At 65.6% G+C, this 24,306-nt stretch carries 28 protein-coding genes and 1 pseudogene; 16 read left to right on the plus strand and 13 right to left on the minus strand.

From position 1 onward, the window contains the following. Positions 1 to 24: 24 nt before the first annotated feature. The gene (locus IGS74_RS07285; protein ID WP_192390433.1) at positions 25 to 675 is read left to right on the plus strand and encodes a GntR family transcriptional regulator; all 651 of its coding nucleotides are present in this window, start codon (positions 25 to 27) and stop codon (positions 673 to 675) included. Between the two features lie 21 nt (positions 676 to 696). Here IGS74_RS07285 and IGS74_RS07290 read toward each other — a convergent pair whose 3' ends face one another. Continuing rightward, entirely contained in the window at positions 697 to 1,236 is a 540-nt protein-coding gene (locus tag IGS74_RS07290; protein ID WP_192391522.1) for an N-acetyltransferase, read from the minus strand. 105 nt (positions 1,237 to 1,341) lie between these two features. Further along, entirely contained in the window at positions 1,342 to 2,475 is a 1,134-nt protein-coding gene (gene odc2, locus IGS74_RS07295; RefSeq protein ID WP_192390434.1) for an ornithine/lysine decarboxylase, read from the minus strand. Positions 2,476 to 3,017: 542 nt separating this feature from the next. On the opposite strand from odc2, the gene IGS74_RS07300 reads away from it, so the two are divergent. From IGS74_RS07300 to IGS74_RS07315, 4 genes are all read left to right on the plus strand, one after another. Next, positions 3,018 to 3,938: a LysR family transcriptional regulator gene (locus tag IGS74_RS07300; protein ID WP_246723050.1), complete on the plus strand. Its 921-nt coding sequence runs from the start codon at positions 3,018 to 3,020 to the stop codon at positions 3,936 to 3,938. Between the two features lie 39 nt (positions 3,939 to 3,977). Further along, positions 3,978 to 4,493 (plus strand): L,D-transpeptidase, encoded by a 516-nt coding sequence (locus tag IGS74_RS07305; RefSeq protein ID WP_192390435.1) that lies wholly within the window; start codon positions 3,978 to 3,980, stop codon positions 4,491 to 4,493. Between the two features lie 77 nt (positions 4,494 to 4,570). After that, positions 4,571 to 5,236, plus strand: coding sequence for a DUF1007 family protein (locus tag IGS74_RS07310; protein ID WP_192390436.1), 666 nt, complete (start codon positions 4,571 to 4,573; stop codon positions 5,234 to 5,236). Then, positions 5,224 to 6,258, plus strand: a complete 1,035-nt coding sequence (locus IGS74_RS07315; RefSeq protein ID WP_192390437.1) for a nickel/cobalt transporter — start codon at positions 5,224 to 5,226, stop codon at positions 6,256 to 6,258. The genes IGS74_RS07310 and IGS74_RS07315 overlap by 13 nt, the downstream gene beginning before the upstream one ends. On the opposite strand, the gene IGS74_RS07320 is transcribed toward IGS74_RS07315, so the two are convergent. Continuing rightward, positions 6,232 to 7,008, minus strand: a complete 777-nt coding sequence (locus IGS74_RS07320) for a gamma-glutamyl-gamma-aminobutyrate hydrolase family protein (RefSeq protein WP_192390438.1) — start codon at positions 7,006 to 7,008, stop codon at positions 6,232 to 6,234. The two genes, IGS74_RS07315 and IGS74_RS07320, sit on opposite strands and share 27 nt — an antisense overlap. Positions 7,009 to 7,099: 91 nt before the next feature. On the opposite strand from IGS74_RS07320, the gene IGS74_RS07325 reads away from it, so the two are divergent. The 6 genes from IGS74_RS07325 to IGS74_RS07350 all read left to right on the plus strand — a co-directional run bounded on the left by IGS74_RS07325 (position 7,100) and on the right by IGS74_RS07350 (position 11,716). After that, positions 7,100 to 7,633, plus strand: a complete 534-nt coding sequence (locus IGS74_RS07325) for a regulatory protein RecX (protein WP_192390439.1) — start codon at positions 7,100 to 7,102, stop codon at positions 7,631 to 7,633. 78 nt (positions 7,634 to 7,711) lie between these two features. After that, positions 7,712 to 8,275: a type 1 glutamine amidotransferase domain-containing protein gene (locus IGS74_RS07330; RefSeq protein WP_192390440.1), complete on the plus strand. Its 564-nt coding sequence runs from the start codon at positions 7,712 to 7,714 to the stop codon at positions 8,273 to 8,275. A gap of 149 nt (positions 8,276 to 8,424) precedes the next feature. Beyond that, on the plus strand, positions 8,425 to 8,649 hold the full coding sequence (locus IGS74_RS07335) for an aa3-type cytochrome c oxidase subunit IV (protein ID WP_039188860.1): 225 nt from the start codon (positions 8,425 to 8,427) through the stop codon (positions 8,647 to 8,649). A gap of 84 nt (positions 8,650 to 8,733) precedes the next feature. After that, positions 8,734 to 9,888, plus strand: coding sequence for a Re/Si-specific NAD(P)(+) transhydrogenase subunit alpha (locus IGS74_RS07340; RefSeq protein WP_192390441.1), 1,155 nt, complete (start codon positions 8,734 to 8,736; stop codon positions 9,886 to 9,888). Position 9,889: 1 nt separating this feature from the next. Next, positions 9,890 to 10,309, plus strand: a complete 420-nt coding sequence (locus IGS74_RS07345) for a proton-translocating transhydrogenase family protein (protein WP_039188862.1) — start codon at positions 9,890 to 9,892, stop codon at positions 10,307 to 10,309. Between the two features lie 6 nt (positions 10,310 to 10,315). After that, entirely contained in the window at positions 10,316 to 11,716 is a 1,401-nt protein-coding gene (locus IGS74_RS07350; protein WP_039188863.1) for an NAD(P)(+) transhydrogenase (Re/Si-specific) subunit beta, read from the plus strand. Between the two features lie 51 nt (positions 11,717 to 11,767). Here the strand turns inward: IGS74_RS07350 and IGS74_RS20250 are convergent. The 5 genes and pseudogenes from IGS74_RS20250 to IGS74_RS07375 form a co-directional block, all read right to left on the minus strand. Continuing rightward, positions 11,768 to 13,017: pseudogene (locus tag IGS74_RS20250) on the minus strand (AGE family epimerase/isomerase). 83 nt (positions 13,018 to 13,100) lie between these two features. After that, entirely contained in the window at positions 13,101 to 13,949 is an 849-nt protein-coding gene (locus IGS74_RS07360) for a tetratricopeptide repeat protein (protein ID WP_039188865.1), read from the minus strand. Positions 13,950 to 14,165: 216 nt separating this feature from the next. Further along, positions 14,166 to 14,396: a 30S ribosomal protein S21 gene (rpsU, locus tag IGS74_RS07365; protein ID WP_039188866.1), complete on the minus strand. Its 231-nt coding sequence runs from the start codon at positions 14,394 to 14,396 to the stop codon at positions 14,166 to 14,168. Positions 14,397 to 14,534: 138 nt separating this feature from the next. Then, positions 14,535 to 15,047, minus strand: coding sequence for a DUF2380 domain-containing protein (locus IGS74_RS07370; protein WP_192390442.1), 513 nt, complete (start codon positions 15,045 to 15,047; stop codon positions 14,535 to 14,537). Between the two features lie 83 nt (positions 15,048 to 15,130). Continuing rightward, the gene (locus tag IGS74_RS07375) at positions 15,131 to 17,104 is read right to left on the minus strand and encodes an FUSC family protein (protein ID WP_192390443.1); all 1,974 of its coding nucleotides are present in this window, start codon (positions 17,102 to 17,104) and stop codon (positions 15,131 to 15,133) included. 62 nt (positions 17,105 to 17,166) lie between these two features. Here IGS74_RS07375 and IGS74_RS07380 point away from each other — a divergent pair, with 62 nt between their 5' ends. The 4 genes from IGS74_RS07380 (at position 17,167) to IGS74_RS07395 (ending at position 19,586) form a co-directional block, all read left to right on the plus strand. Then, on the plus strand, positions 17,167 to 17,628 hold the full coding sequence (locus IGS74_RS07380) for an Lrp/AsnC ligand binding domain-containing protein (protein WP_039188869.1): 462 nt from the start codon (positions 17,167 to 17,169) through the stop codon (positions 17,626 to 17,628). Positions 17,629 to 17,768: 140 nt separating this feature from the next. After that, a complete protein-coding gene (locus tag IGS74_RS07385) occupies positions 17,769 to 18,680 on the plus strand; it encodes a class I fructose-bisphosphate aldolase (RefSeq protein ID WP_039188870.1) in 912 nt (303 codons plus the stop codon). A gap of 90 nt (positions 18,681 to 18,770) precedes the next feature. After that, positions 18,771 to 19,178 (plus strand): Fur family transcriptional regulator, encoded by a 408-nt coding sequence (locus tag IGS74_RS07390; RefSeq protein WP_192390444.1) that lies wholly within the window; start codon positions 18,771 to 18,773, stop codon positions 19,176 to 19,178. 129 nt (positions 19,179 to 19,307) lie between these two features. Continuing rightward, entirely contained in the window at positions 19,308 to 19,586 is a 279-nt protein-coding gene (locus IGS74_RS07395) for a hypothetical protein (protein WP_039188872.1), read from the plus strand. A gap of 56 nt (positions 19,587 to 19,642) precedes the next feature. Here IGS74_RS07395 and IGS74_RS07400 read toward each other — a convergent pair whose 3' ends face one another. From IGS74_RS07400 to IGS74_RS07415, 4 genes are all read right to left on the minus strand, one after another. Continuing rightward, on the minus strand, positions 19,643 to 20,005 hold the full coding sequence (locus IGS74_RS07400; protein ID WP_192391528.1) for a response regulator: 363 nt from the start codon (positions 20,003 to 20,005) through the stop codon (positions 19,643 to 19,645). A gap of 26 nt (positions 20,006 to 20,031) precedes the next feature. After that, positions 20,032 to 21,162, minus strand: coding sequence for an HWE histidine kinase domain-containing protein (locus tag IGS74_RS07405; protein ID WP_246723052.1), 1,131 nt, complete (start codon positions 21,160 to 21,162; stop codon positions 20,032 to 20,034). 136 nt (positions 21,163 to 21,298) lie between these two features. Continuing rightward, positions 21,299 to 21,724, minus strand: coding sequence for a helix-turn-helix domain-containing protein (locus tag IGS74_RS07410; RefSeq protein WP_039188873.1), 426 nt, complete (start codon positions 21,722 to 21,724; stop codon positions 21,299 to 21,301). Positions 21,725 to 21,824: 100 nt separating this feature from the next. Further along, positions 21,825 to 22,265: a cytochrome c family protein gene (locus IGS74_RS07415; RefSeq protein WP_192390445.1), complete on the minus strand. Its 441-nt coding sequence runs from the start codon at positions 22,263 to 22,265 to the stop codon at positions 21,825 to 21,827. A 197-nt stretch (positions 22,266 to 22,462) separates the two neighbouring features. Between IGS74_RS07415 and IGS74_RS07420 the strand changes: the two genes are divergently transcribed. Next, on the plus strand, positions 22,463 to 23,224 hold the full coding sequence (locus tag IGS74_RS07420; protein WP_192390446.1) for an outer membrane beta-barrel protein: 762 nt from the start codon (positions 22,463 to 22,465) through the stop codon (positions 23,222 to 23,224). 62 nt (positions 23,225 to 23,286) lie between these two features. Here IGS74_RS07420 and IGS74_RS07425 read toward each other — a convergent pair whose 3' ends face one another. Then, complete coding sequence (locus IGS74_RS07425) at positions 23,287 to 24,240, minus strand: carbohydrate kinase (protein ID WP_192390447.1); 954 nt, start codon at positions 24,238 to 24,240, stop codon at positions 23,287 to 23,289. Positions 24,241 to 24,306: the final 66 nt, after the last annotated feature.

Consider the following 24,306-nt stretch of genomic DNA (forward strand, 5'->3'; position numbering starts at 1 on the left):
GTCGACAATTTTTTGGAGCCCACGATGAGCCGGCCCGTACCCTCGCGAACGGTTTACGACACCTTGAACGCCGCGATCCTGAAGGGAGCGTTGAAGGCGGGCGACAAGCTCAGCGAACCGGCCATCGCCGCCGAACTCGGCGTCAGCCGCGCTCCGGTACGGGAGGCCATCCGCCGCCTTCAGGAGCGCGGGCTGGTAACCCATGTTGCAAACCAGGGCGTGCGCGTCATCGCGCCCACGCTGCCGCAGTTTCTGCATCTTCTGGCCGTGCGGGAGGCGCTCGAGGGCATGGCTGCGCGGTTGGCGGCAAGCGAGATGACCGAGCAGGAACTGGCCGAGTTGACCGACCTCGTCGACAAGCATGGGGTGGCGCTGCGCGCGGCCCCACAGGGGCCGTACAGTCAGCACGACAGTGACGACGACTTTCATGTCCGCATTGCGCGCGCCAGCCGCAACCCGGTGCTTGCCGAGCTGCTGTGCGACCAGTTCTACCCGCGCCTCTTTCTATGCCGCCAGAAACACGGGGCGGTCAAAGGGCGCGGGCTGGAGGCATGGAAGGAGCATGTGCGCATCCTCAACGCGCTGCAGGAGCGCGACGGCGAGGTGGCAGAGTTGCAGATGCGGCGTCATGTGCGGTCGGCCCGGGCGGCGCTGATCGCCGCCAATGCCGGCTAGCCGCCAGGCCGCCTAGGCCGCCTAGGCGGCCCGGCGATCTGCGACAAGGCGCCGGCCCGAGCCACGGATGACACCGTCCGCACCCTCCAGCGCGCCGGGCGCCAGTTCCAGCGCCAGCAGGCGATGCCGTTCGTAGGGGCCTGGCATGGCGAGCCGGCCCGTTGCCTGCGCACTGAAGCCGAAGCGTTCGTAATAGGCAGCGTCGCCAACCAGCAGGATGGCTGCGTGGCCGCGAAAGCTCGCTTCGGCGATGGCGCGCCGCATCAGCATGGAGCCGATACCCCGGCCGTCGAGACCCGGCTGGACGGCCAGCGGCCCAAGCAGCAGGGCGCGCCGGCCACCCGCATCGACGTGCCACAGGCGGACCGTGCCGACGACGCGGCCGGCCTCGTCTTCGGCGATCAGCGAAAGGCCATCCGCCGGCATCCGGCCACGGCGGATCGCTTCCGAGGATTTGCGCCTGCGCGCCTTGCCCATCGCGGCGTCCAGAACCGCTTCGCGCGCCGGCACGTCCGCGCCGCGCTCGACGCGCAGCCGGATGTCGGGCCCGATTTCGGGCATCGAAAAAGAAGGCGCTGGCAGCATGGCGCGGCACTCCCCCGCGAAGGGCGGATAAAACGGTGGCGGCGATGACGGGCGGCACGGGCCGCCCGGCGGATGTTCCCGTCAGATGACGTAGGCGCGCAACGGCTCGAAACCGTTGAAGGCCACCGAGGCATAGGTCGTCGTATAGGCGCCCGTGCCTTCGATCAGGACCTCATCGCCCACCGTCAGCGTGATCGGGAGCGGATAGGGTACCTTTTCGTACATGACGTCGGCGCTGTCGCAAGTCGGGCCGGCCAGAACGCAGGGCTCCTTGCGGTCGGCGTCGCGCGCAGTGACGATGGGATAGCGGATCGCCTCGTCCATCGTTTCGGCGAGGCCGCCGAACTTGCCGATGTCGAGATAGACCCAGCGGTTCTCGTCGGTCGCGGACTTGCGCGACACCAGAACCACTTCCGCCTTGATGACGCCGGCATCACCCACCATGCCGCGGCCGGGCTCGATGATCGTTTCGGGCAGGCGGTTGCCGAAATGGCGGCTCAGCGCTGCGAAGATCGACTGGCCATAGGCCTCGGCGGTGGGCACGTCCTTCAGATAACGCGTCGGGAAGCCGCCGCCCATGTTGACGAGCGTCAGCACGATGCCGCGCTCGGCCAGCGTGTTGAACACGTTGGCGGCATCGGCGAGGGCACCGTCCCAGGCTTCGGTGTCGGTCTGCTGCGAGCCGACATGGAAGGAGACGCCGGTCGCCTGGAGGCCCAGGCGATGCGCGGTTTCCAGAACGTCGATGGCCATGGCCGGGACGCAGCCGAACTTGCGCGACAGCGGCCATTCGGCACCGGCTCCGTCCGTCAGGACACGGCAGAAAACGCGTGCCCCCGGCGCCGCGCGCGCCACCTTCTCGACCTCTTCGACGCAATCGACCGCGAACAGCGATACGCCGAGTGCATGTGCGCTCGCGATATCACGCTCTTTCTTGATCGTGTTGCCATAGGAGATGCGGTCGGCGGTCGCACCGGCATTCATCGCCATTTCGACTTCTGCCACGGAGGCGCAATCGAAGCTGGAGCCGAGAGAGGCCAGCAGGCGCAGGATTTCAGGCGCCGGATTGGCTTTTACGGCATAGTAGATGGCAGAGCCGGGGAGGGCGCGGCGGAAGCCGATGAAATTTTCGCGCACGACCTCGAGGTCGACGACGAGGCAAGGTCCGCTCGGACGTCGGGTGGCCAGGAAATCGGTGATACGTTGCGTTGCCATGGTTGAGCTCTCCCACGAACCGGAAGGTTGAATAGGAGCGCACGCACGACGGCGAAGAACAGCCTGTGGAGACCCTGTTCTACCGCTGTCCGCGCGAGACGCGACATGCGTCGACGCGATTTCGCCCGCCATGAAAACATGGTTGAGGACGATCTACGCCGAATTGTCTGCCATGGCTTGGAGGGGAAGAACCCGCCGCACTTCAGGCAATGATGGTGTGCCTCTTCAGTAATCCCGGTGGTGGAGACCGGGAGAGACCAGAAAGGCCCGGACCGTCGTTGCTTCAAGGCGTCCATGATTTCGCGAGCAGCAAAACCAACTGGAGGATCACTCCAGGTACCGTCCCGGCAACCCTCGCATATGAGGACCGGGGGACGCCCACAGGCACGTGCGACATGGGGCAAGGCGGATATATGAAAGGGGTGCGTCATACACAACAGGAAATTTACGCTGGACGCGGTTTTTTCTTGCGCCAAGCTTGCAGGTGCGATTCTTGAGTGCTGCCGAATGCGCGGGACGGCCGGCGACGAGGGGAGATGGCATTGGACACACTCACGCGCATGCGCGCCTTCATCGCCGTGATCGAGAATGGCGGCTTCTCGGCCGCGGCCCGTAAGACGGGCCGCTCCAAGGCGCTGTTGTCGAAATATGTACGCGAGCTGGAAGACGAACTCGGCGTCCTGCTGATCAACAGGACGACCCGGCAGGTGGCGCTGACGGCGGCCGGAGAGGTGTATCTTGCGCGGGCCAGCGGGCTTCTGGCCGACCTCGACTCACTCAACGAGGAAGCGCGCGCTGCCACCGGCGAGGCCAGGGGCACCCTGCGTATCAGCGCGGCCCGCACCTTCGGCGATGCCGAATTCGGCCTGTCGTTGATCGAGTTCGCCAAGGCGCATCCGGAGATACGCCTGGATGTCCATCTGGACGACAATTTCATCAACCTCGTCGAGGAGGGATTCGACGTGGCCATCCGCATGACGCGGCTGGACGATTCGTCTTTGATCGCCCGCCGGCTCACATCCCTCGACTTCGTGATCTGCGCGACGCCGGAACTGGTACGCCGCCACGGCCTTCCGGCCCACCCGCAGGACCTCACCGACTGGCCGGTCGTGATCGATTCCAACGCGCGCACGCTGTACAACTGGACCTTCCGCGACCCGGACACCGGCGCGGCCATTCCGGTCAACGTATCGGGCCAGTTCACCGCCAATTCGCCCGTCACGGTGCGCGCAGCCGTCCTTGCCGGGCTTGGCGCGGCCCTGGAACCGGAATTCATCGTGCGGGAAGACATCGCCGCGGGCCGGCTGGTGCGCATGCTCGACGCCTACATGCCAAGCGAGGCCGGCATCTACGCCGTCTTTCCACACCGGCGGCATCTTCCGGCGCGGACACGCCTTTTCGTTGACTTTCTGGCAACCTGGTTCCGTCAGAATTGCGCGGAAAAGCTCGGCGCGGCCGCCTGACATCGGCCGGGCCCGCTGAACTCGCCACGGGCTGCCTCCATGAAACGCTTTGCCTTGTCTCTCGCCCTTTTCGCCTGCCTTCTGGCCGTGCCCGCGATGGCCGCGACGGAGCCGGCCCCGCGCAATCCGGTCGTGTTCGATGCTGCCGGATACGAAGCCGGGACGATCGTCGTCCTGACGGCCCAGCGCAAGCTGTATCTCGTGACCGGGCCGAGGGAGGCCCTCGTCTACGACATCGCCGTCGGCAAGCCGAGCGAGCAATGGTTCGGCAAGAGCTGGGTTTCCCGCAAGCGCCTCAACCCGACCTGGATTCCCACGCCGGACATGCGGTCCAAAAACCCGGCGCTGCCGCAATCGGTCGGGCCGGGCCCGAAAAATCCGCTGGGCGTGCGCGCGATCAATCTCGGCTGGGGCTACTATCGCATTCACGGCACGAATGCACCCAACTCCATCGGCGGCGCCGCCTCGGCGGGTTGCTTCCGAATGCGCAACGCCGATGTCGCCGACCTTTTCGAGCGGGTCCATGTCGGCGCCGAGGTCGTCGTGCTGAAATAGCCGCATGCGGGCCGCGCGATCGTAAAATCGCCATGCTATGCAGCGATGAGCGACAGGCTACCGGCATGGGGAACGACATGGCCATCCGAAGATCCGCACCGTTTGCGGCCGCCCTTATGGCGTGCGGCGCGGCAACGCCGGCGCTGGCCCACCCCCATGTCTTCGTCGAAGGCCGCATGGAAATCGTCGGCGGCACCGGCACGAACCTCCAGGCGATCCGCAACATCTGGCGGATGGACGAGCTGTTCTCCTCCAGCGTCCTGTTCGACTTCGACAAGAATGCCAACGGGACGCTCGACGCCGATGAGCTGACGGCCATCGGCGAGACGGTGCGCCAGTCCATCGCCGAATGGGATTATTACACGCTCATCACCATCGCCGGCCGGCCGGTGCGCATGGCGCCGCCGGAGCGGATCCGGGCGCTGTACGAGCACGACCAGCTTCTACTTTTCTTCGAGATGACGCCGGCCGAGCCGATCGACCTCGCGAAGCAGGCGGTGACGTTCTCCAACTTCGACGACAGCTTCTTCGTGGCCTTCGACTTCGCCGGCGAGGAGGCGTTCCAGCTTCTCGACCTGCCGTCAAGCTGCACCAAGGCCTTCACCGTGCCCGACCCGGACGAGGCCGCGGCAAACTGGATGGCGGAGATTTCCATGTTGCGGCCGGACCAGAAGGTGCCCGACGACGGGATCGACTATTCCAAGGCCCTCGCAACCCATGTGGACGTCACATGCCCCGGTTGAGCGTTATCCTGGTCGCCGTGGCGGCCCTCTTCTGTCTGGTGGAGCCGACGCTGGCCCAATCGTCACTCGGCATCGGCAATGCCGAGGTGGCCATGCAGCCGGGCACCGGCCCGCTTTCGGGGCTGTTCCTGTGGATCGGCAGCGTCCAGCGCGAGTTCTTCACCGGCCTGCGCCAGGGGCTGGTGGCGCTGCGCTCGGGCGAAGGCGGCATCGCGCCCCTGATCGGGCTGTCTTTCGTCTACGGTATCTTCCATGCGGCCGGGCCGGGCCACGGCAAGGCCGTCATCTCATCCTACATGCTGGCGAACGAGGTGCAGTTGCGCCGGGGTGTCGCGCTGTCGTTCCTGTCGGCGGGGTTCCAGGCCCTGTCCGCGCTGATCCTGGTCGGCGTCGGATGGTATGTCCTGCGCGGAACCGGCCTGTCCATGACGTCGGTCGGCTGGGGCATGGAAGTCGCCTCCTATGCGATGATCGCCGTCTTCGGCGTCTGGTTGCTGGCGCGCAAGCTGAGCCGCATGTGGGCCAGCCGCAGGGTCGGGTCCACGGCGGCCGGCGGCCTGGTCTTCGCCGACGCCGGAAGCCATTCGGCCGGTGCGAGCGCATCCGGATTCAGCGCGACGGGCTACGATCCGGATGTCTGCCAGGCGCAGGCGTCGGAATGCGATTGCGGCCGCGCCCATATGCTGGACCCGGCACGCCTGGCCACCGGCCGCTTCACCATCGGGTCGGGCGTCTCTGCCGCGTTCGCCGTGGGCCTTCGGCCCTGCGCCGGGGCCATCGTCGTTCTCACCTTCGCACTGGTCAACGGCCTGTGGGTTGGCGGCGTCCTGTCCGTTCTGGCCATGGCCATCGGAACGGCAATCACCGTTTCCGCGCTGGCGGCGCTGGCCGTCTATGCCAAGGGCACGGCCCTGCGCTTCGGCAGCCGGTCGACGGCCTGGCGCGATAGCCTGGAGATCGCCGGAGCGCTGCTTCTGGTGCTGTTCGGCATCCTGCTACTCGGCGGCGCTCTGCAGATGTGACGCGCGCCGCGCGGAAAAGCGCCGGCAGGCAGCGCCGAATCCCTCCAGGATCCTGCGCGAGGGCGCATCCGTCTCGGCCCAGTATTCCGGGTGCCACTGGAAACCGAAGGCATAGTCCGGGGCGGACGCCACCGACACGGCCTCGACCGTTCCGTCCGGGGCTGTCGCCTCCACCACGAGGCCGTCGGCCAGCCGGTCCACGGCCTGCCGGTGCAGCGAGTTCACCTCGATCGTGTCCGCGCCGATCAGCGCGCGCAGGCGCCCGCCCGGTTCGAGCGCCACGGGGTGGCGCAGCGCAAAACGTGCGGCCTGGTCAGGGTTGGACGGCGCCCGATGATCCATTCGGCCCGGCTTATCCTGGATTTCCGTCGCCAGGCTGCCGCCAAGCGCGACGTTGAGCTCCTGATGGCCACGGCAGATGGCAAGAAGCGGCATATCGCGGGACAGCGCCCCCTGGATCATCGCACAGGACAGGGTATCGCGGTTCGTATCGAAGGGTTCGTATGAGGTCGTTGCGTCGACGCCATATCGACCGGGATGAACATTGGTGGCCGACCCCGTCGTCATCACGCCGTCGACGCGGTCGAGGATGTCGGCGAGGTCGAAACCCTCGGACAGTGCGGGCACGATGAGCGGTATGACGCCGGCAACGCGCAGTGCCGCCTTGAGATAGGTGTCGGGAGTCGCGTGCCAGGTATAATTCTCGAAGGTGCGTATATCGGCCGGCACGGCGATTATCGGGCGCTGCATCGTCTTCGCTTTCTAGATCCGCATATCGTGGATACAGGAGGTACTTCATCCGCCTATGGGCATGAAGCACCCCCAGGTATTATATCGGGGCATGCATCGCGACACTCAACCTCCGGCGGAAGCGGCGTCCGACATCGAGCGCTGGCTGATGCGCGCGGCGCTTTCCTACATCAACCGCTACCCGACCTCGCAGGCCAATCTTTCCCGCGTGCTCGTGCGCAAGCTGCAGCGCCGGCTGGACGATCCGGACGAGGCTGCTGCCCTGGTGGCGCGTGTCGTGGACCGGCTCGTCGAGGCGCGCCTCGTCGACGACTCTCTCTTTGCCGGGGCGCGCGTGGCGGCGTTGAAGCGGCGGGGCATTTCCGCGGCGGTGACGCGGGCGAAGCTGCGCGAGAAAGGCGTGGACGAGGCAACGGCATCGACCGCCCTTCTGGAGGAGGGGCACGATGAGCGCGAGGCCGCCCATGCCTATGCGCGGCGCCGTGGATTGGGCCCTTTTCGCGTTCGGGACAGGACAGGGCGGCGGGACCGGGATGTCGCGGCCATGGCGCGCGCCGGCTTTCCGGTGGATATCGCGATCGATATCGTCGATGGCGACCGGGATTGGAACGATCCCCAACGGTAGCGGTGCGGCAACCTGTCCGGAACGGGGGCGGCTGAAAGCGCATTGTTCATGCATATCCGAACAAGAGGAGCATGACAGATGCCCAACATCAGGCAGGCCCGCATCGCGATTCTGGCGACCGATGGTTTCGAGCAGTCCGAGCTCGTACAGCCGCTGACCAAGCTGCGCGAAGCCGGCGCGACGGTGGACGTCGTGTCGCTGAAGCCGGGCGAGATCAAGGGATGGGACGAGACGGACTGGGGGGACAGCGTGCCCGTCGACAAGATCCTGTCGCAGGTGTCGGTCGACGATTACGACGCGCTCGTGCTTCCCGGCGGCCAGATCAACCCGGATGTCCTGCGCTCCGAGCCGGAAGCGGTCAAGTTCGTGCATGATTTCTACAACACGAAAAAGACGCTGGCAGCGATCTGCCATGCGCCCTGGCTGCTCGTCGAGGCCGGCGTGATCCGCGATCGCGACGTCACTTCCTATCAGTCCATCAAGACCGACGTCGTCAATGCCGGCGGACGGTGGCACGACGAGGAAGTCGTGACGGATCAGGCCCTGATCACCTCCCGCAACCCTGGCGATCTGCCGGCTTTCATCGCCAAGATCATCGAGGAGGTCGAGGAAGGACGGCACGAGAAGCGCGAAGCAGCCTGACAAAGGCGCATCCCACCGGAAAGGGCCGCCCGCGTGGCGGCCTTTTTCATGTCCGGCGGCTGCCACGAAAAAGCCGCCTTCGAGATTGCTCCGCGAGCCGGCATGCGTATAAGTGAGCCACTGCATTGTTGCCGAACGAGGACTTGCCGATGGCGGACCATCATCACACCGGGCCCATCACATCCGCACCGATGGACTATCCGGAGCACGAGCGCACCTACCAGGGCTTCCTGTGGCTGGTGAAGTACGGCAGCATCGCCGTCGTCGCCATCCTGCTCGGCATGATGGTCAGCCTGGTCGGAAGCTGGGGCGTCATCGGCGGCCTCTTCATGTTCGTCCTTTCGGGCGCCGTCCTGAGCTACATCCTGCGCTGACCGCTCGGGCGCGGTCCGGCGCCCATCTTTCCCGCACAGTTGCATGGCGCGCCGGCAGATGGCCCGCGCGATGGAGGAGCATCCATGAAACTCTTCGTTCCCAAAGAGCGGGAAGCGGGTGAGCCGCGTGTCGCGGCCTCTCCCGACAGCATCAAGAAACTGAAGGCGCTGGGCTTCGACGTGGTGGTCGAAAGCGGCGCCGGGGCGCTGTCGCGCATTCCGGACGACGCCTTCACCGCCGCGGGCGCTTCCATCGGCAGCGCGGCCGACGCCGCCGACGCGGACCTGGTCCTCAAGGTGCGCAGGCCCGGTGCGGACGAGCTTGCCTCCTATCGCAAAGGCGCAGTCGTCGTCGCGATGATGGATCCCTATGGGAACGAGACTGCGCTGTCTGCCATGGCCAATGCCGGTGTGACGGCCTTCGCGATGGAGCTGATGCCGCGCATCACCCGCGCACAGGTGATGGACGTCCTGTCCAGCCAGGCCAACCTTGCCGGCTATCAGGCCGTCATCGATGCCGCCGAAGTCTACGACCGCGCCTTCCCGATGATGATGACGGCGGCCGGCACGGTGCCGGCGGCGCGCGTCTTCGTGATGGGGGCAGGCGTGGCCGGCCTGCAGGCCATCGCGACGGCGCGCCGCCTGGGAGCCGTCGTCACCGCGACCGACGTGCGTCCCGCCGCCAAGGAGCAGGTCGAATCGCTCGGCGCCAAGTTCATCGCCGTCGAGGACGAGGAGTTCAAGGCGGCCGAGACGGCGGGCGGCTATGCCAAGCAGATGTCGGCCGAATATCAGAAGAAGCAGGCCGAGCTGACGGCAAGCCATATCGCCAAGCAGGACATCGTCATCACCACCGCGCTCATACCGGGCCGGCCCGCGCCGCGCCTGGTCAGCCGGGCGATGATCGACACGATGAAGCCCGGCTCCGTACTGGTGGACCTTGCGGTGGAGCGCGGCGGCAATGTGGAAGGCGCCGTCGCCGACACGATCGCCGATGTCGGTCCGGCCAGGGTGATCGGCTATCTCAATGTGCCCGGCCGTATCGCCGCAACGGCGTCGCTGCTTTATGCGCGCAATCTTTCGGCCTTCGTGGAAACGATGGTCGACAAGGAAACCAAGGCGCTGCGCATCGACCTCGGCGACGAGTTGCAGAAGGCGACGGCACTGACGCACGAGGGTGCCGTGGTGCACCCGCAGTTCAAACCGGCGGAAGCCGCAGTTTCGGGGGAGGTTGCCTGAGATGGCAAGCGAAACGCTGAACACGACGCACCAGGCGCTCGATGCCGCGCAGGGCGCCATCGAAGCGGCCCGCGCGGGCGTCGACAGACTTGCAAGCGAGCCGGGCATCGCCGGCGCGGTGCAGGCTGCGACGGGGGTGGACCCTTTCCTGTTCCATCTCGCGATCTTCGTCCTGGCGATCTTCGTCGGCTATTACGTGGTCTGGTCGGTGACGCCGGCGCTCCACACGCCGCTGATGAGCGTCACCAACGCGATCTCCTCCGTCATCATCGTCGGCGCGCTTCTGGCGGTCGGCATCTCGGCCTCGGGCCTTGCGACGACGTTCGGGTTCATCGCCCTCGTCCTCGCCTCGGTCAACATCTTCGGTGGCTTTCTCGTCACCCAGAGGATGCTGGCCATGTACAAGAAGAAGGACAAGTAAGCCGCCATGTCCGAAAATTTCGCGGCCTTCCTGTACCTGGTCTCCGGGGTTCTCTTCATCCTTGCCTTGCGTGGCCTGTCGCATCCGACGACGTCGCGCCAGGGCAACATGTTCGGCATGGTGGGCATGGGCGTTGCCATCGTCACCACGCTGCTGCTGGCGCGGCCCAGCTTCGGCGGCCTGCTGATCATCGTGATCGGCATCGCCATCGGCGGCGGAGCCGGCGCCTACACTGCCCGCAAGATCGCCATGACGGCCATGCCGCAGCTTGTCGCGGCCTTCCATAGCCTTGTCGGCCTGGCGGCCGTGGCCGTTGCGGCGGCCGCGCTCTACGCTCCCGAATCCATCGGTATCGGCACGGTCGGCCATATCCACGCGCAGGCCCTGGTGGAAATGTCCATCGGCGTCGCCATCGGGGCCATCACCTTCACCGGATCGATCATCGCCTTCCTGAAGCTCGATGGACGCATGAGCGGCAAGCCGATCTTGCTTCCGTCGCGGCACATCATCAACATTGCGCTGGGCGTCGCGCTGCTGCTGCTGGTCATCGGCTTCGCCACGACGCAAAGCCATCTGATGTTCTGGCTCATCGTGCTGGTCGCGCTGGCGCTGGGCGTACTGCTGATCGTCCCGATCGGCGGCGCCGACATGCCGGTCGTCGTCTCGATGCTCAACTCCTATTCGGGCTGGGCGGCCGCGGGTATCGGCTTCACGCTGCAGAACCTTGCCCTGATCATCACGGGCGCTCTCGTCGGCTCGTCGGGCGCGATCCTGTCCTACATCATGTGCAAGGGCATGAATCGCTCCTTCATCTCGGTCATCCTGGGCGGCTTCGGCGGCGATGCCGGGCCGGCCGGCGGCGCCGACCTCGGGGACCGCACGGTCAAGCAGGGCTCGGCGGACGACGCCGCCTATCTGATGAAGAATGCCGCGCGCGTCATTATCGTGCCGGGCTATGGCATGGCGGTGGCGCAGGCGCAGCATGCCCTGCGCGAAATGGCCGACGTGCTCAAGAAGGAGGGCGTCGAGGTCAAATACGCGATCCATCCCGTGGCAGGGCGCATGCCGGGCCACATGAACGTGCTTCTGGCCGAGGCGAACGTGCCGTATGACGAAGTGTTCGAACTGGAGGATATCAACTCCGAGTTCGCACAGACGGACGTCGCCTTCGTGATCGGCGCCAACGACGTCACCAATCCGGCCGCGCGCGACGATCCGTCCTCGCCCATCTACGGCATGCCCATCCTGAACGTGGATCAGGCGCGCACTTGCCTGTTCATCAAGCGCTCGCTGGGATCCGGCTATGCCGGCATCGACAACACCTTGTTCTACAAGGACAATACGATGATGCTGTTTGGCGACGCCAAGAAGATGGTGGAAGACATCGTCAAGGCGATGGCCCACTGACGGGCCCCTTCCCGGCGGGGGCCAGCGCCCGCCGGGTTTCGGGATGGTCGGCTAGCCGGCCAGCTTCCGCAGTCCGTCGCGCTGTCGCGACACTCCGTCGGCCAGCGGATACAGCGCCGCCTGGAGGGAATGATACAGATCCGGCTTCCCGGTGAAGGTGCCGTCGGTCGGCTTGCCTTCGTCGTCCAGCTCCGGAAACCAGCCGCCATAGGCATGGTCGATCAGCGTATCCTCGGAGAAGCCCCACAGGCGCCGATACCACATCTCGTCCGTCTGCGTAGGCGCCAGCTTGATCAGGCTTGCCAGGGCACCAATGCCTTCGGTTACCGGCCACCAGAGGCGCTTGCCGATGGCCACCCGGCCCTGCGTGTCCATCGTATAGGCAAGGCCGCCCTTTTCTTCGTTCCAGGCATCCGATAGCGCGCGGTCGACGAGGTTGCGCGCGGCGTCCGGCAGGCGCGCGTCTTCGCGCCCCACAGGTCCCAGTACTGCAGGAGCAGCCGTGCGAATTCCAGCGAATGGCCGGGCGTCGTTCCGGGCGGCCGGAACATCGGATCTCCGGCATAAGTTGGATCGGGCGTCCAGTCCTGGTGATAGTGCTCCGGAATGCGCCAGCCGTTCTCCGACGCCATCCCGAGGGTGAAGAAGCCGAGGATGCTGCCGGCCTTGTGCAGGTAGCGCCGGTCTCCGGTGGCTTCGAAGGCCGCCATCAGCGCTTCCGAAAGATGCATGTTGGCGTTCATGCCGCGATAGGTGGAGAAGGGGGTGAAGTCCCGGTTCAACTCGTCGCGCGAGCGCTCCAGCCCCGGCTCCCAGAAATGCTTCTCGATGATGGACAGGACGTCCGCCATCAGGCCGGCGGCATCCGGATGCCCGGCCTGCATGGCGCTGGCCGAGGCGAGAAGAACGAAGGCATGGCCATAGGCCAGCTTCTCCGCCCGCACCGGACCATCGTCGTCGACGCTCCAGAAATAACCGCCGTCGACGGCGTCGCGGTGCGCCGACAGGATGAAGTTCATCCCGTGGTCGATCATCTCCTCGGCGCCCTTGAAGCCGATGGTCATGCCAAGACTGTAGGCGTGCACAAGGCGTGTCGCCGTATGCAACTCCTGTTCGGTATCGGGCAGGGGAGTGCCGTCGCGCCCGAGGGCGAAGAATCCGCCCTGCGGCCTCAGGCTGCCGGCGAAGAAGCGAAGCTGTCTGTCCGCATCGCGCAGGAGTGCCTCCCGATGCGCGGTCGAAAAAATCAGCGGTTGTCCCAGGGGCGCGGCGTCATCGGTGCCGATGATGGAAAGCGTCATGGAGTCCTCCCGGCCGCGGAAGGATCGCGGCGCACCAAGCGGTTGTGTCCCGGTTGGCGCGCCGAAGCAAGGTCATCGCGGCATCAGGCCTGCGTATTGCCCGCAGCGCCACCTTGCGTGCGCGACATGCCGTCGCGCGCGGGCTGGTATTTCGGGTCGAGCTGCGCCCCGCGCGAGAAGGCTCGATACGCCTTGCCGGACTCGCCGGCAGCCTCCAGTACGAGACCCTGCGTTACCCAGAACTCTGCGCGATTGCCGTCGAGTTGCAGGGCGCGGTTGATGTCGTCGCGCGCGTCGTCGACATTCTGAAGGGCCAGATAGGAGATCGCGCGGGCCGAATAAGGCTCCGGCGAGTTCGCCTCCATCGAAATGGCTGTCGAGAAATCCTCGATGGCCAGCCGGTGCTGGCCGTCGATCTGATAGAGCAGGCCGCGATTGTGGTAGGCGCGCGGGTCCGTCGTGCTGAGATCGATGGCGCGCTGGAAGTCGGCGAGCGCCTCGCGGTTGCGGCCGGCCACCCGGTAGATGTTGCCGCGCCCGATATAGGCGCTGTCATAGCTGGGGTTGATCTGCACCGCGCGGCTGTAATCCTGCACGGCCTCCGACAGCTTGCCCTGCTGGCGATAGACGAGCGCGCGGTTGGCATAGGCCTGATAGTAATTCGGGTCGATCTGGATGGCCTGGGTGAAGTCGCCGATCGCGCGGCCATACTCGCCCGCCTGCCCATAGGCCGTGCCCCGGACATTATAGGTTTCCGGGTTCTGCGGGTTGGCGTTGATTGCCGCCGTCAGCGAAGAGATGTTCTCCGACGAGCCCTGCGCCTGGTTGAGGTTGATCGCCTGGATCGGATTGGCGCTCTGGCAGGCCGACAGCAGAAGGGCTGCGGTGAAGGCCGCGAGTATGCGGTAGGACTGGCGCGTCGTAAGGACCATGAATCTTCCCCCGGTCGTGATGGCCGCAATTCGTTGTATCGACGCCCGGAGCCTCCAGGCTGCCGCCTCCACGGCCCGCCCACCCGATTTACGCGCGGGAATTGAACTGGAATGGAAGCGACGAGGCGAAAATACGGCGAAGCCATACAAAAAGGGCGGCAAGGTCAAAAACCTCGCCGCCCGTTGCAAACATGTACTGGCCAGTCGACGGCTGGATCAGCGGGCCGCCGTGCGGCCACCGGCAACCAGACCCTCGCGCTGGGCGCGCTTGCGCGCCAGCTTGCGGGCGCGACGAACGGCCTCGGCCTTTTCACGCGCACGCTTTTCCGACGGCTTCTCGTAGAAGTTGCGCATCTTCATTTCACGGAAGATGCCTTCACGCTGCATCTTCTTCTTGAGAGCGCGGAGAGCCTGATCGACATTGTTATCGCGAACGAGTACCTGCACGAGTGTTCCGTTTCATTGTTCGTTGAGCGGAGAGGGCCTCATGCAAACGCAGAAACCCTCGCGGAAGAGAACCCCTTCCGCAGAATTTGGCATCAGATATCAGAACGACGCCGGCTTGTCGAGATGGGCGGGGCCGCTTTATTTGGCCGCGCCGGACCCCGCGACAGCCGGAAGGTTGCGCACGATGTCGTCAGCCGCAAACCCTGCGGCACGGCGGAAAGCCTCGTCATTGTCGCCCCGGAACGACAGCTTGCGCGCCAGCGCAACTTGCCCGCTGCCGACATCGATCACGTTGACCCAGCCCGAGGAAATCAGCGTGCTCATCTTCTGGACGGCGCCGAGAACGATGAAGTCCGCCGAGACGCTGCGCGCCGAGTCGAGCAGGTCGAGCGGGCGGGAATTCGCGGGGGTGCAGCCGTCCCGGGTGCACGGCAGCTCCACCGCCTCGACCTTGCCCTCGGCGCCGAGCGCGCCTTGCAGTGTTTCTCGGAACAGGCCCATGCGCCGTGCATGGTCGGCGCTCTGGTCGACCGGCTCGCCCGACGTGTCGACGTAATCGAACGGCATCACCGCCAGACGCGGTTCGGCGGTCGCCTCGGTGCCGAAGAGCGCAGCAAGAATGAGGGGCAGGGCAAGAAGACGGAGTGACATGGGCGCACCTTCGACGGCGTCCGGTACGGACGGTTGAAACGGCGCCCTTGCCAGAGCATTAGCCACCAGGACGCCGACCGACGTCAAGTGCGGCCGCGCGCCTGCCTTTCCGGGTCGGCCTGTGCCAGGACATGGGAAATCAACCGGAGCGCCATCTCCACGCTTTCGCTGGAGGCGCTCCCGTCCCCGTCCTGCGCCTCCGGCATCTCGGCCACTTCGCTGCGTCCGAAGAAGTTGCACCCGTGCTCCGCCAGCGCCGCGATCCGGGCGCGCATGGCTAAGAGACGCTCCCGCTCGCCGTCGGTCGGAGGCGTCGCGGCAAAACGGCGCACCAGCACATGGGACGCGTGGACGATGGCGTTCAGCCGCATCAGGGCGCGCCGGACCCCGGCCTGCCCGGCACCGAACGTCCAGGCGCTTTGCAGGGGGCCGACGGCGTCGCGGATGTCGGCATGGGCCCTGTCCAACTGGCGGGCGCGCACCAGCAGCCGTGCCTCGTTGTCGCCCGGCTGCAGGGCGGCGGCCGTTTCGAGCAGTTGGTCCAGCGTCTGCATGAATCGGTCCACCGCCTGCCGTGTCTGGCTGGAGGTGCTGCGCGGCAGGACGAAGAAGGAGACGAAGATGCCGGCCGCGGCGCCGATGACCGTCTCTTCCAGCCGCAGCACCAGAAGCTCGGGCGTGAAGGTGCCGATCAGCCCGTAGACGAGCGAGATCGCCACCGTCATGAAGAAGGTCAACGCGCTGTAGGACAGCGTCAGGAGGTAGAATGCCAGGAACAGGCTGATCGCCACGATGAGGATGGTGGGCCACAGCGCGCCGGATACCAGCACCGCCAGCCCCATCCCGACCGCGATGCCGAGGGCCGTGCCGGCAGCGCGCTCCAGCCCGCGGATCGCGGTCTCGCCCCGGGACTGGGTGTTGGTGAACACCAGAAACGCCGTCAGCACCGCCCAGAACCAGCGATCGGGAGACAGGAAGATGCCGCCGGTCATGGCGATGGCCGATGCCAGCGTCACCTGCAGCGCCTGCCGCAGGAACGGGTCGTCCAGAGGCCGTTTTCTGCCGGCGCCGCCTTTGGCCACGCGGCCTTGCGCCGCCGTGCCGCCGCCGGCCGCGAAGGCGGCCGCCGGTGTTGCCGCGGCGCTGCGGCGAACCTCGCGCCGGGCCTTGGCCAGAATGTCGAGCCGCCCGGCAACCCCCTCGGGCAGCTTGCCGGACCCGGGCGCGGGCATGGCAAGCGCGCTTCCGAGCGCGCTTTCCAGTGCAAGGTGAAGATCGAACAGGTCGTTGGCCAGGGTCGCCGCCCGCCTGCTCGATGGGTCGTCGGCCTCTGCCTGCACCGGCAGGTAGCCCTCGCAGATCAGGATGGCATCCTTGGCACGGCGTTCCATGTCGAGCGCCTCCCGCCGGCTGGCCGGCGACCACCCGTTGCGGGCAGCCCGCCGTATCCGGCCTGCCAAGCGCCCGACGATCTCGTCCACGGCCTCCAGCCCCCGCTGGAAGTCTTCCGCCGGCCGGTCGGGCAACAGAAAGTTGCGGATCAGATGCGCGATGACCGACGACAGCACCAGGGACACCGCGATACCGGGAAGGTCGGTCGGTTGCGGATGCAGATAGGCGGCGATGACGAAGCACATGAAGGTGAACATGCCGACGGCCTGCCAGCGCAGGCCGAAGCGCCGTGCGTAGACCGAGACGAAGATGACGGCGAGGAACAGCGCGCTGACGGCGATGGTCCGGCCGTTCAGGAGCGTGATGGCCACGACCGTTGCATAGGCCGCCGCGACCGCATAGGCCCGCGTGACGGCCCTGGCCGACGGCGTCGCATCCTTGATGGCGACGGCGCCCTGTATGGCGGTCACCATCGCCATGCCGTAGGCCGACGGCGGAAAGGCGATCCACGGGTGGGCGAGGGCGAGGATACCGGCAACCAACGCAACGGTCAGAAGGACGCGGCTGCCCAGCCGCAGTCGGACAAGGCCCGGATCGGATGCCAGAAACCGTTGCCGAAGGCCGGCCGTATCGCGCTCGCTCGAAAGGGTGCTCTTTATGCTCATGGGCCGTATGTGTAGACCGGTCGGGGCATTATGTGTGAGCGGCAGTGCGGGCGGCAACCTCGATGAACGAACTCGACAGAACGGACAGGCGCATCCTGCGTGCCCTGCAGGCCGATGGCCGCATCACCAATGCGGAGCTTGCCAGCCGCATCGGTCTGGCGCCGTCCTCCCTGGGGGAAAGGCTCAAGCGGCTCCAGAAGGAAGGCTACATCACCGGGTTCTCGGCCCGGCTCGATCCGCAGAAGCTGGGCTTCGGCCTGCTGGTCTTCGTGGAAGTCATCCTGGATACGACGACGCCGGACGTCTTCGACCGCTTCGCCAAGGCGGCGCGGCGCACGCCGGAAATCCTGGAATGCCACATGGTGGCCGGCGGCTTCGACTATCTCATCAAGACGCGTTTGCCGGACATGGCGGCATACAGGCGGTTCCTTGGAGAAATCGTCCTGGCGCTTCCGGGTGTCCGGGAAACACGCACCTATGCGGTGATGGAAGAAGTCAAGAATGACGGCCCACTCCCACTTTGAGAGGGCAAGACGATTTTCAAACGATTTTAATTTGGATTGGCCGCGCGGGCGTCTTTACGCCGGCTATTTTGCGCCGCAGAAGATCATCCCGAATGTAAGCAGCAACCATACAGTCGGGTTGCGCAGACCCCGGAGGCACCATGCTGAGAACCGACACCGTTCGCAAGATCCTGTCCTGGTATGAAGGAGAGACGCCCGGTCTCAAGAGCAATCTGTCGCGGCTCCTGATGCATGGCCGGCTGGCCGGCACCGGCCGCGTCGTCATCCTTCCGGTGGATCAGGGGTTCGAGCACGGTCCGGCCCGCAGCTTCGCGCCCAATCCGGCGGCTTACGACCCGCACTATCTGTATGAACTGGCGATCGAGTCGGGTGTTTCGGGCTATGCCGCGCCGCTCGGCCTTCTGGAGCAGGGCGCCGATACCTTCGCCGGCGAGGTGCCGCTGATCCTCAAGCTCAACAGCGGCAACTCGCTCGTCAATACGCAGGACCAGGCGCTGACGGGCACGGTCGAGGATGCCCTTCGCCTCGGCTGCGTGGGCGTCGGCTTTACCATCTATCCGGGCGCGGACGCGTCCTACGACATGATGGAAGAGTTGCGCGAGATCACGCTGAAGGCCAAGTCGCGCGGCCTGATGACGGTTGTCTGGTCATATCCGCGCGGCGGCAAGGTATCCAAGGACGGCGAAACCGCCCTCGACATCATCGCCTATGCTGCGCACATGGCGGCGTTGATGGGCGCCACCATCATCAAGGTCAAGCTGCCGACCGACTTCATCGACCTGAAGGATGCGAAGCCGACCTACGAGAAGAACGACATTCCGCGCGCCACGGGCGCCGACCGCGTCCGCCATATCATGCAGTCGTCCTTCGCGGGCAAGCGCATCGTCGTCTTTTCCGGTGGCGCCGCCAAGAACGAGGACGAGCTCCTGGGCGAGGTCCAGGCCATCCGCGACGGCGGCGGCAATGGCTCCATCATCGGGCGCAATTCCTTCCAGCGTCCGAAGGCCGAAGCGTTGGCGTTGCTGAACAAGGTCATGGACATTTACGCCTGACATTGCGCTGCGGCGCAGGGGCTACTAGGTATTGGGGGCCGGCCACAAGGCCGGCCTTTCGTCTTCCCGCCTTCAGCAGATCGACAGGGCATGTCCAAAGCCGCAAAGTTGACCCGCAACGAAAAGCTGGTGCTCGATGCGCTGCGGGGCGACCATGCGCCGATGACGGCCTACCAGCTTCTCGACAGGCTGCGGCCGGACGGGCTCAAGGCGCCACTGCAGATCTATCGCGCCCTGCGGGCGCTCGGCGACCGGCATCTCGTGCACAAGCTGGACAGCCAGAATGCCTTCATGGCGTGTACTCATCATGGCCATGGAAGCCACGATCATGCCGTCGTCTTTCTCGTCTGCACCGAGTGTCAGAAGGTGATCGAGGCAGCGGACGAGGCGATCGATACGGAGACGGCGCGCATTGCCCGAACGCACGCCTTCGTGGCGCAGGGCGTATCGGTGGAAATTCGCGGACGCTGCGCGGACTGTGCTGCGAAGTCCTGCTGACACTTGCCAAAGACGCCACACGCTCTAGTTAAATCGTTGAATTCTCGTTGCTTGTCGCCACCGGGCGGCCGGCGCCTCCGGAGGCCGGGCTTGGCCCGGCTTTTGTTTTTGATTGGAAGGATACGGACGATGGCCGATGTGATCACAGAGCAGGTTGCCTTCAAACCGAAGCTTTCCAAATCCGAATCCAAGTACGACACGACGACGAGTGCCGCGCGCGCGATCATCGACGCGGAATCCAAGCGTCGGCTGGAAAAGACCGCTCGGCTTCGCGAGGCCCGCATGGCCGTCGAGGCGCAGACCGTTGCAGCCGTGCCGGCAAAGAAGCGCCGTGCCCCGGCGAAAGCGGTGAAAGCTGTGAAGACGGTGAAAGCGGCCAGGCCCGCGAAAGCTGCCAAAACCGCCTGAACGGCCGGTCGGCCCTTAGCCGTCTCTGGCCCCCAGGAAGCGCCGCGCGAATGCGGTCAGCCGGCCATCCGGTGCAGAACCTCGACCACTTTTTCCGCGACATAGGGCTTCTGGAAAAAGACACTGCGCTCCGGCAGGCTGTCGGTGTCCGGGGTGGCGTAGCCCGATGTCAGGATGATCTCGATCGGTGGCCAGCGGTCCCTGATTGCGGCCGCCAGACGCATGCCGTCCATGCCCCGCGGCATGTCGATATCGGTGAACACGATGCGGATGTCGAGGCGGCTTTGCAGAATCTCGATCGCCTGCGTCGCGTCCGCGGCTTCGAGCGCCTCGAAACCGGCATCCTCGACCATGTCGACCGCCATCATGCGCAGCACCGGCTCGTCCTCGACGACAAGAACGACCGGTCGCTTCTCCATATCGATGCGCGTCACAAGCCCGGTCCTTATGCTTCCATAACTTGGGAAACCGGTGCACGAAAGGTCGCCGAGAATCCCTCAGCCGGGTAACGAACTTCACTACCACCTGTTCCCGCAAGGCCCATGGCAATCAGTCGCGACCCGAAACCCCTACCTGGCGGGCCGCTCGGCGCAGGACCCCCGCTTTCGCGCCATTCCAGAACCAGTTCGCTTCCGCCGCCGGCCGGTTCGATGCGCCAATCGATCGCAGTGCGGCCCGCCTGGGACGACAGGGATCCGTACTTCAACGCGTTGGTTGCGAGTTCATGGAGGAGCAGCGACAGAGACAGGGTCGCCCGCGCGCTCAGATCGACCGGCGGGCCGGATACGTCGAACCGCTCCTCCATGTCGAACGTGCCGATCATCGTCTCGACCACCGCCTGCAAGGACGCGCCGGACCAGCTGCGCTGCAGAAGCACCTGATGTGCCGAGGCGATGGCGTGAAGCCGTTTGTTGAACGCCTCGACCGCCTCCCGCTCGGTGACGCCACGCAATGTCTGGCTGGCGATGGCCTGCACCGTCGCCATCGTGTTCTTCATGCGGTGCGCCAGCTCTTCGTTCAGGAAGCGGCGGCGCTCTTCGGCGGCATCGCGCTCGAGTATCGCCCTGCGCAGCGCGAATTGCGTCATCACCTGCCGGGCCAGCCGCTCGAGGCTGGCTGCCTGGCGGTCCGTCAGGCCACCGGGGCGGGGTTTGTCGTCCAGGACGCAAAGCGTACCTATGGCGATCCCCTCCGGGGTTTCCAACCGCGCCCCTGCATAAAACCGCACATGCGGCGGCCCGGTGACGAGCGTGTTGTCCATGGTGCGGGGATCGGCCGTCAGGTCGGGGATGACGAACAGGCCCGGCCACTGCAACGCATGAACGCAGATCGACTGGCCGATAGGGGTCTCGGAGGCATCGAAGCCGACGCGCGCCTTGAACCATTGCCGTTCCTCGACGACCAGGCTGACCAGCGCCGTAGCCGATTCGCAGATGTCGGCGGCCAGGAAGGCGATATCGTCGAACTCGACTTGGGCCGGTGTATCCAGGATCGCGTACAGGTCGAGGGCATCCAGCCGGGCCTGCGTATCGCTTTCCGCCATCGGCGAAGGATCGGGAACTGAGCGGGAAGCCATGGGTATCGAGCGTGGCCTGACTGATGGTGACGGAGATTCGATACCGCGGAAACGGTGTCGAACTTCAACCTTAAGATGAAGGCTTTTCCAAGTCGCTTTTCACGCCGTCCCGGTATCGACTGTATTGCGGATTCGATCAGTGATCGTGCGCCATGCACTTTTCGTGATCGGCAAGCACCTCGATTACCCGGCACTCGCCGATGCTTCCATGATCGCAGGCCACCATGCGGGCGATCTCGGACCGAAGCGCGGTCAGCCTGGCGATCTTGCTGTCGATCTCGGACAGATGCGACAACGCGATCCTGTCCGCGCTCTCGCAGGGGCGGTCTGGCTCCTGGGCGAGGCTCAGCAGCTCGCGGATCGGCTCGATCTCGAAGCCCAGTTCCCGGGCGTGCCGGATGAAACGCAACCGGCGCAGGTCGGCCCCGTCATAAAGGCGACGGTTGCCTTCCGTGCGAGGCGGTGCGGGCAGAAGCCCTATCGATTCGTAGTAGCGGATCGTCGGCACCTTGATACCGCTGTCCCGCGATGCCTGCCCTATCGTAACTCCACCGATATGCATGATGCCTGACCTCCAGTGACTGGAGGTTGCAATTTGACCGTCGGCAAGGCTGCGATCAAGGGGCACGGCCGGACTGAACCGGCCGTGGCCGCCTCGCGCCTCAGTTGGCCTCTGCCGCCTTCAACGCCTCCGCCGGATCGCGCGGCGCACCGCTTTCGTCGAACCCGGCAATATAGGCCGTGATGTCCTTCAGCTCCTGCTCCTTCTTGATGCCGGGAAAGATCATCTTGGTCTTCGGGACGACAGCCTTTGGGTTTTGCAGCCACTGAGCCATCAGCTCCGCATTCCAGACCTTGCCCTCGCCCCAGGTGACGAGATCGGGCGAAAACCGGAAACCCTCCACGTCGCCGGGCTTCTCGCCGATGATGCCGTTGAGCTCGGGCCCGACCTTGTTGGCGGCGCCCGCCCCGATGGCATGGCAAGCCATGCAACGCTTGAAGACCTTCTCGCCGGCGACGGGATCGCCGATCTCCTGAGCCGCCAGGGGCGAAGAGAGCGCAAGAACAACCCAGGCCCCTGCGACGAATGTCGCTTTCCGCATGCTTCCTCCCAAAAACTGCGGCGCCCAGCCACGTTTAGAATAAGGACAAGCATTGCGGCTTGGCAATCTCGGAGTGACGACATGGCGGTTAACCATGCTTCTTAGCGGGCGGTTAGGCTTTATTCCCGTAAAGGAACGCTGTCGTGCCACATAAGCCTTTCGGTGGTGGGCGACGGGTTTCTGGAGCATCCACACACATGAAGCGCATCGCCCTTCTCCTGGCCGTTTCGGCCCTTGCCACCCCGGCTCTTGCCGCGGACATCATCTACAACGATCCGATCGCTGCGCCGATGGCCTACGATACCGGCTTCACCTGGACCGGCTTCTATGTCGGCGGCCAGGCCGGCGTGGCGCTCAGCCGCGATTCGGGCCTGTTCTCGTCGGCCGGCTCGTCCTTCGCGGGCGGCAGCAAGGACGGCGAGGCGGGCGTGGTGCTGGGCCTCCATGCCGGCTACGACCACCAGATCGACAATTTCATCGTCGGCGCCATTGCCGACATCAATTATGTCGACGCGAATTCCTATGCCAACTTCTCCCAGTTCGGGCAGGAGTTCGGCTCCAAGCAGGACATCGACTTCCTGGGTACGCTGCGCGCCAAGGCGGGCCTGACGTCGGATCGCTTCGCCGTGTTCGCGACGGGCGGCCTGGCCTTCGCCAAGGTGTCCAACGACCTGATCGGCAACAGCAGCGTTTCTTCCGGCGGCACGACATACAATGTCTCGCTGGAAGAGGACACCAAGGATTTCGGCTATGCGCTGGGCGCCGGCCTCGACTACCTGGTTGCGCAGAACGTGTCCGTCGGTGTCGAATATCTCTACACGGACCTCGGCAAGTCCGACACCAAGGTGAAGTACACGCCGGCCGGGTCGAGCATCGCGACGGAGTCGCTGACGGCGACGTCCGGCAACAGCCTGGACTTCCATACCGTATGGGCGAAGGCTTCCTACCGCTTCAACTGAGCGGACAGCCCATCCTGAATGCGCCGCCGGGCCCGTCGGGCCCGGCGGCCTGCCTGTGCCGGTCAGGCCAGAGGCTGTAGGCCGAGGTCGGCCCGGCGCGGAAGATCGGCTCCGCGCCGTCCGCAGGTGATTGCGGCGGCACGGATGGCGAAGCCGACGAGCTCTTCCAGATCGGCGGGCGACATGGCCATGACGCCGTCACGGTCGAGGCGGCCATGCTCGCTGAGATAGGCCAGCGCCGCCGCCTGGAACGTATCGCCCGCACCCACCGTATCGACCACCGTCACGGCGACCCCCGGCAGTTGCACTTCGTGTCCGCCGGCCGTGGCCGCGATGGCTCCATTTTCCCCGCGCGTCACCAGTGCAATGGCCGGCCCCGCCGACATCCAGTCCGACAGGATGGAATCCAGCGAGCGCCCGGGATGGATCTGCTGCAGATCCTCCTCGCTGGCCTTGACCAGCGTGGCCTTGGGCAGGATGCGCGACATGCGCTCGCGCCACAGGTCGAGATCCGGCTCGATCGTGGCGCGGATGTTGGGATCGTAGGAAATGAAGCGCCGGCCGGATTCCTGCCCGATCAGATGCAGCAGCGCCGAGGCGGTCGGCTCCGTCACCGTGGAGTAGGACGCGACATGGATGGCCGAGAGATCGTCCGGGAAATGCTCCGGCACGTCGGCCACCTCGATCGAGCGGTCCGCCGTGCCCTCGATATGGAAATCGTAATGCGGGGTGCCTTCCGGCGTCAGCGAAACGACTGCCAGCGTGGTGCCGCGCGTGGTGGGCACCAGAAACCGCTGGTCGATGCCCTCGTCCTGCATGAAGGCCCGGATGCGGCGACCGAACAGGTCGCCCGATACTTTGGTAAAGAATGCGCTGGGATGGCCGAGCCGGGCTAGACCGAGGGCGACGTTGAGCGGAGAACCGCCGACGCGGCCTTCCAGCGATACCGATGCCGGCCCGCGGCCATCCTGGACCTCGAACAGGTCGAACAGTGCGTCGCCGCAACACAGGAACATGCAACCCCTCCCATCTGAACGTCGCTTGCGATAGCAAAAAACAATGCGGGCGAATACCGCCCGTTA

Origin of the sequence: Aureimonas sp. OT7, assembly GCF_014844055.1 — a bacterium.
Classification (GTDB): Bacteria; Pseudomonadota; Alphaproteobacteria; order Rhizobiales; family Rhizobiaceae; genus Aureimonas; species Aureimonas altamirensis_A.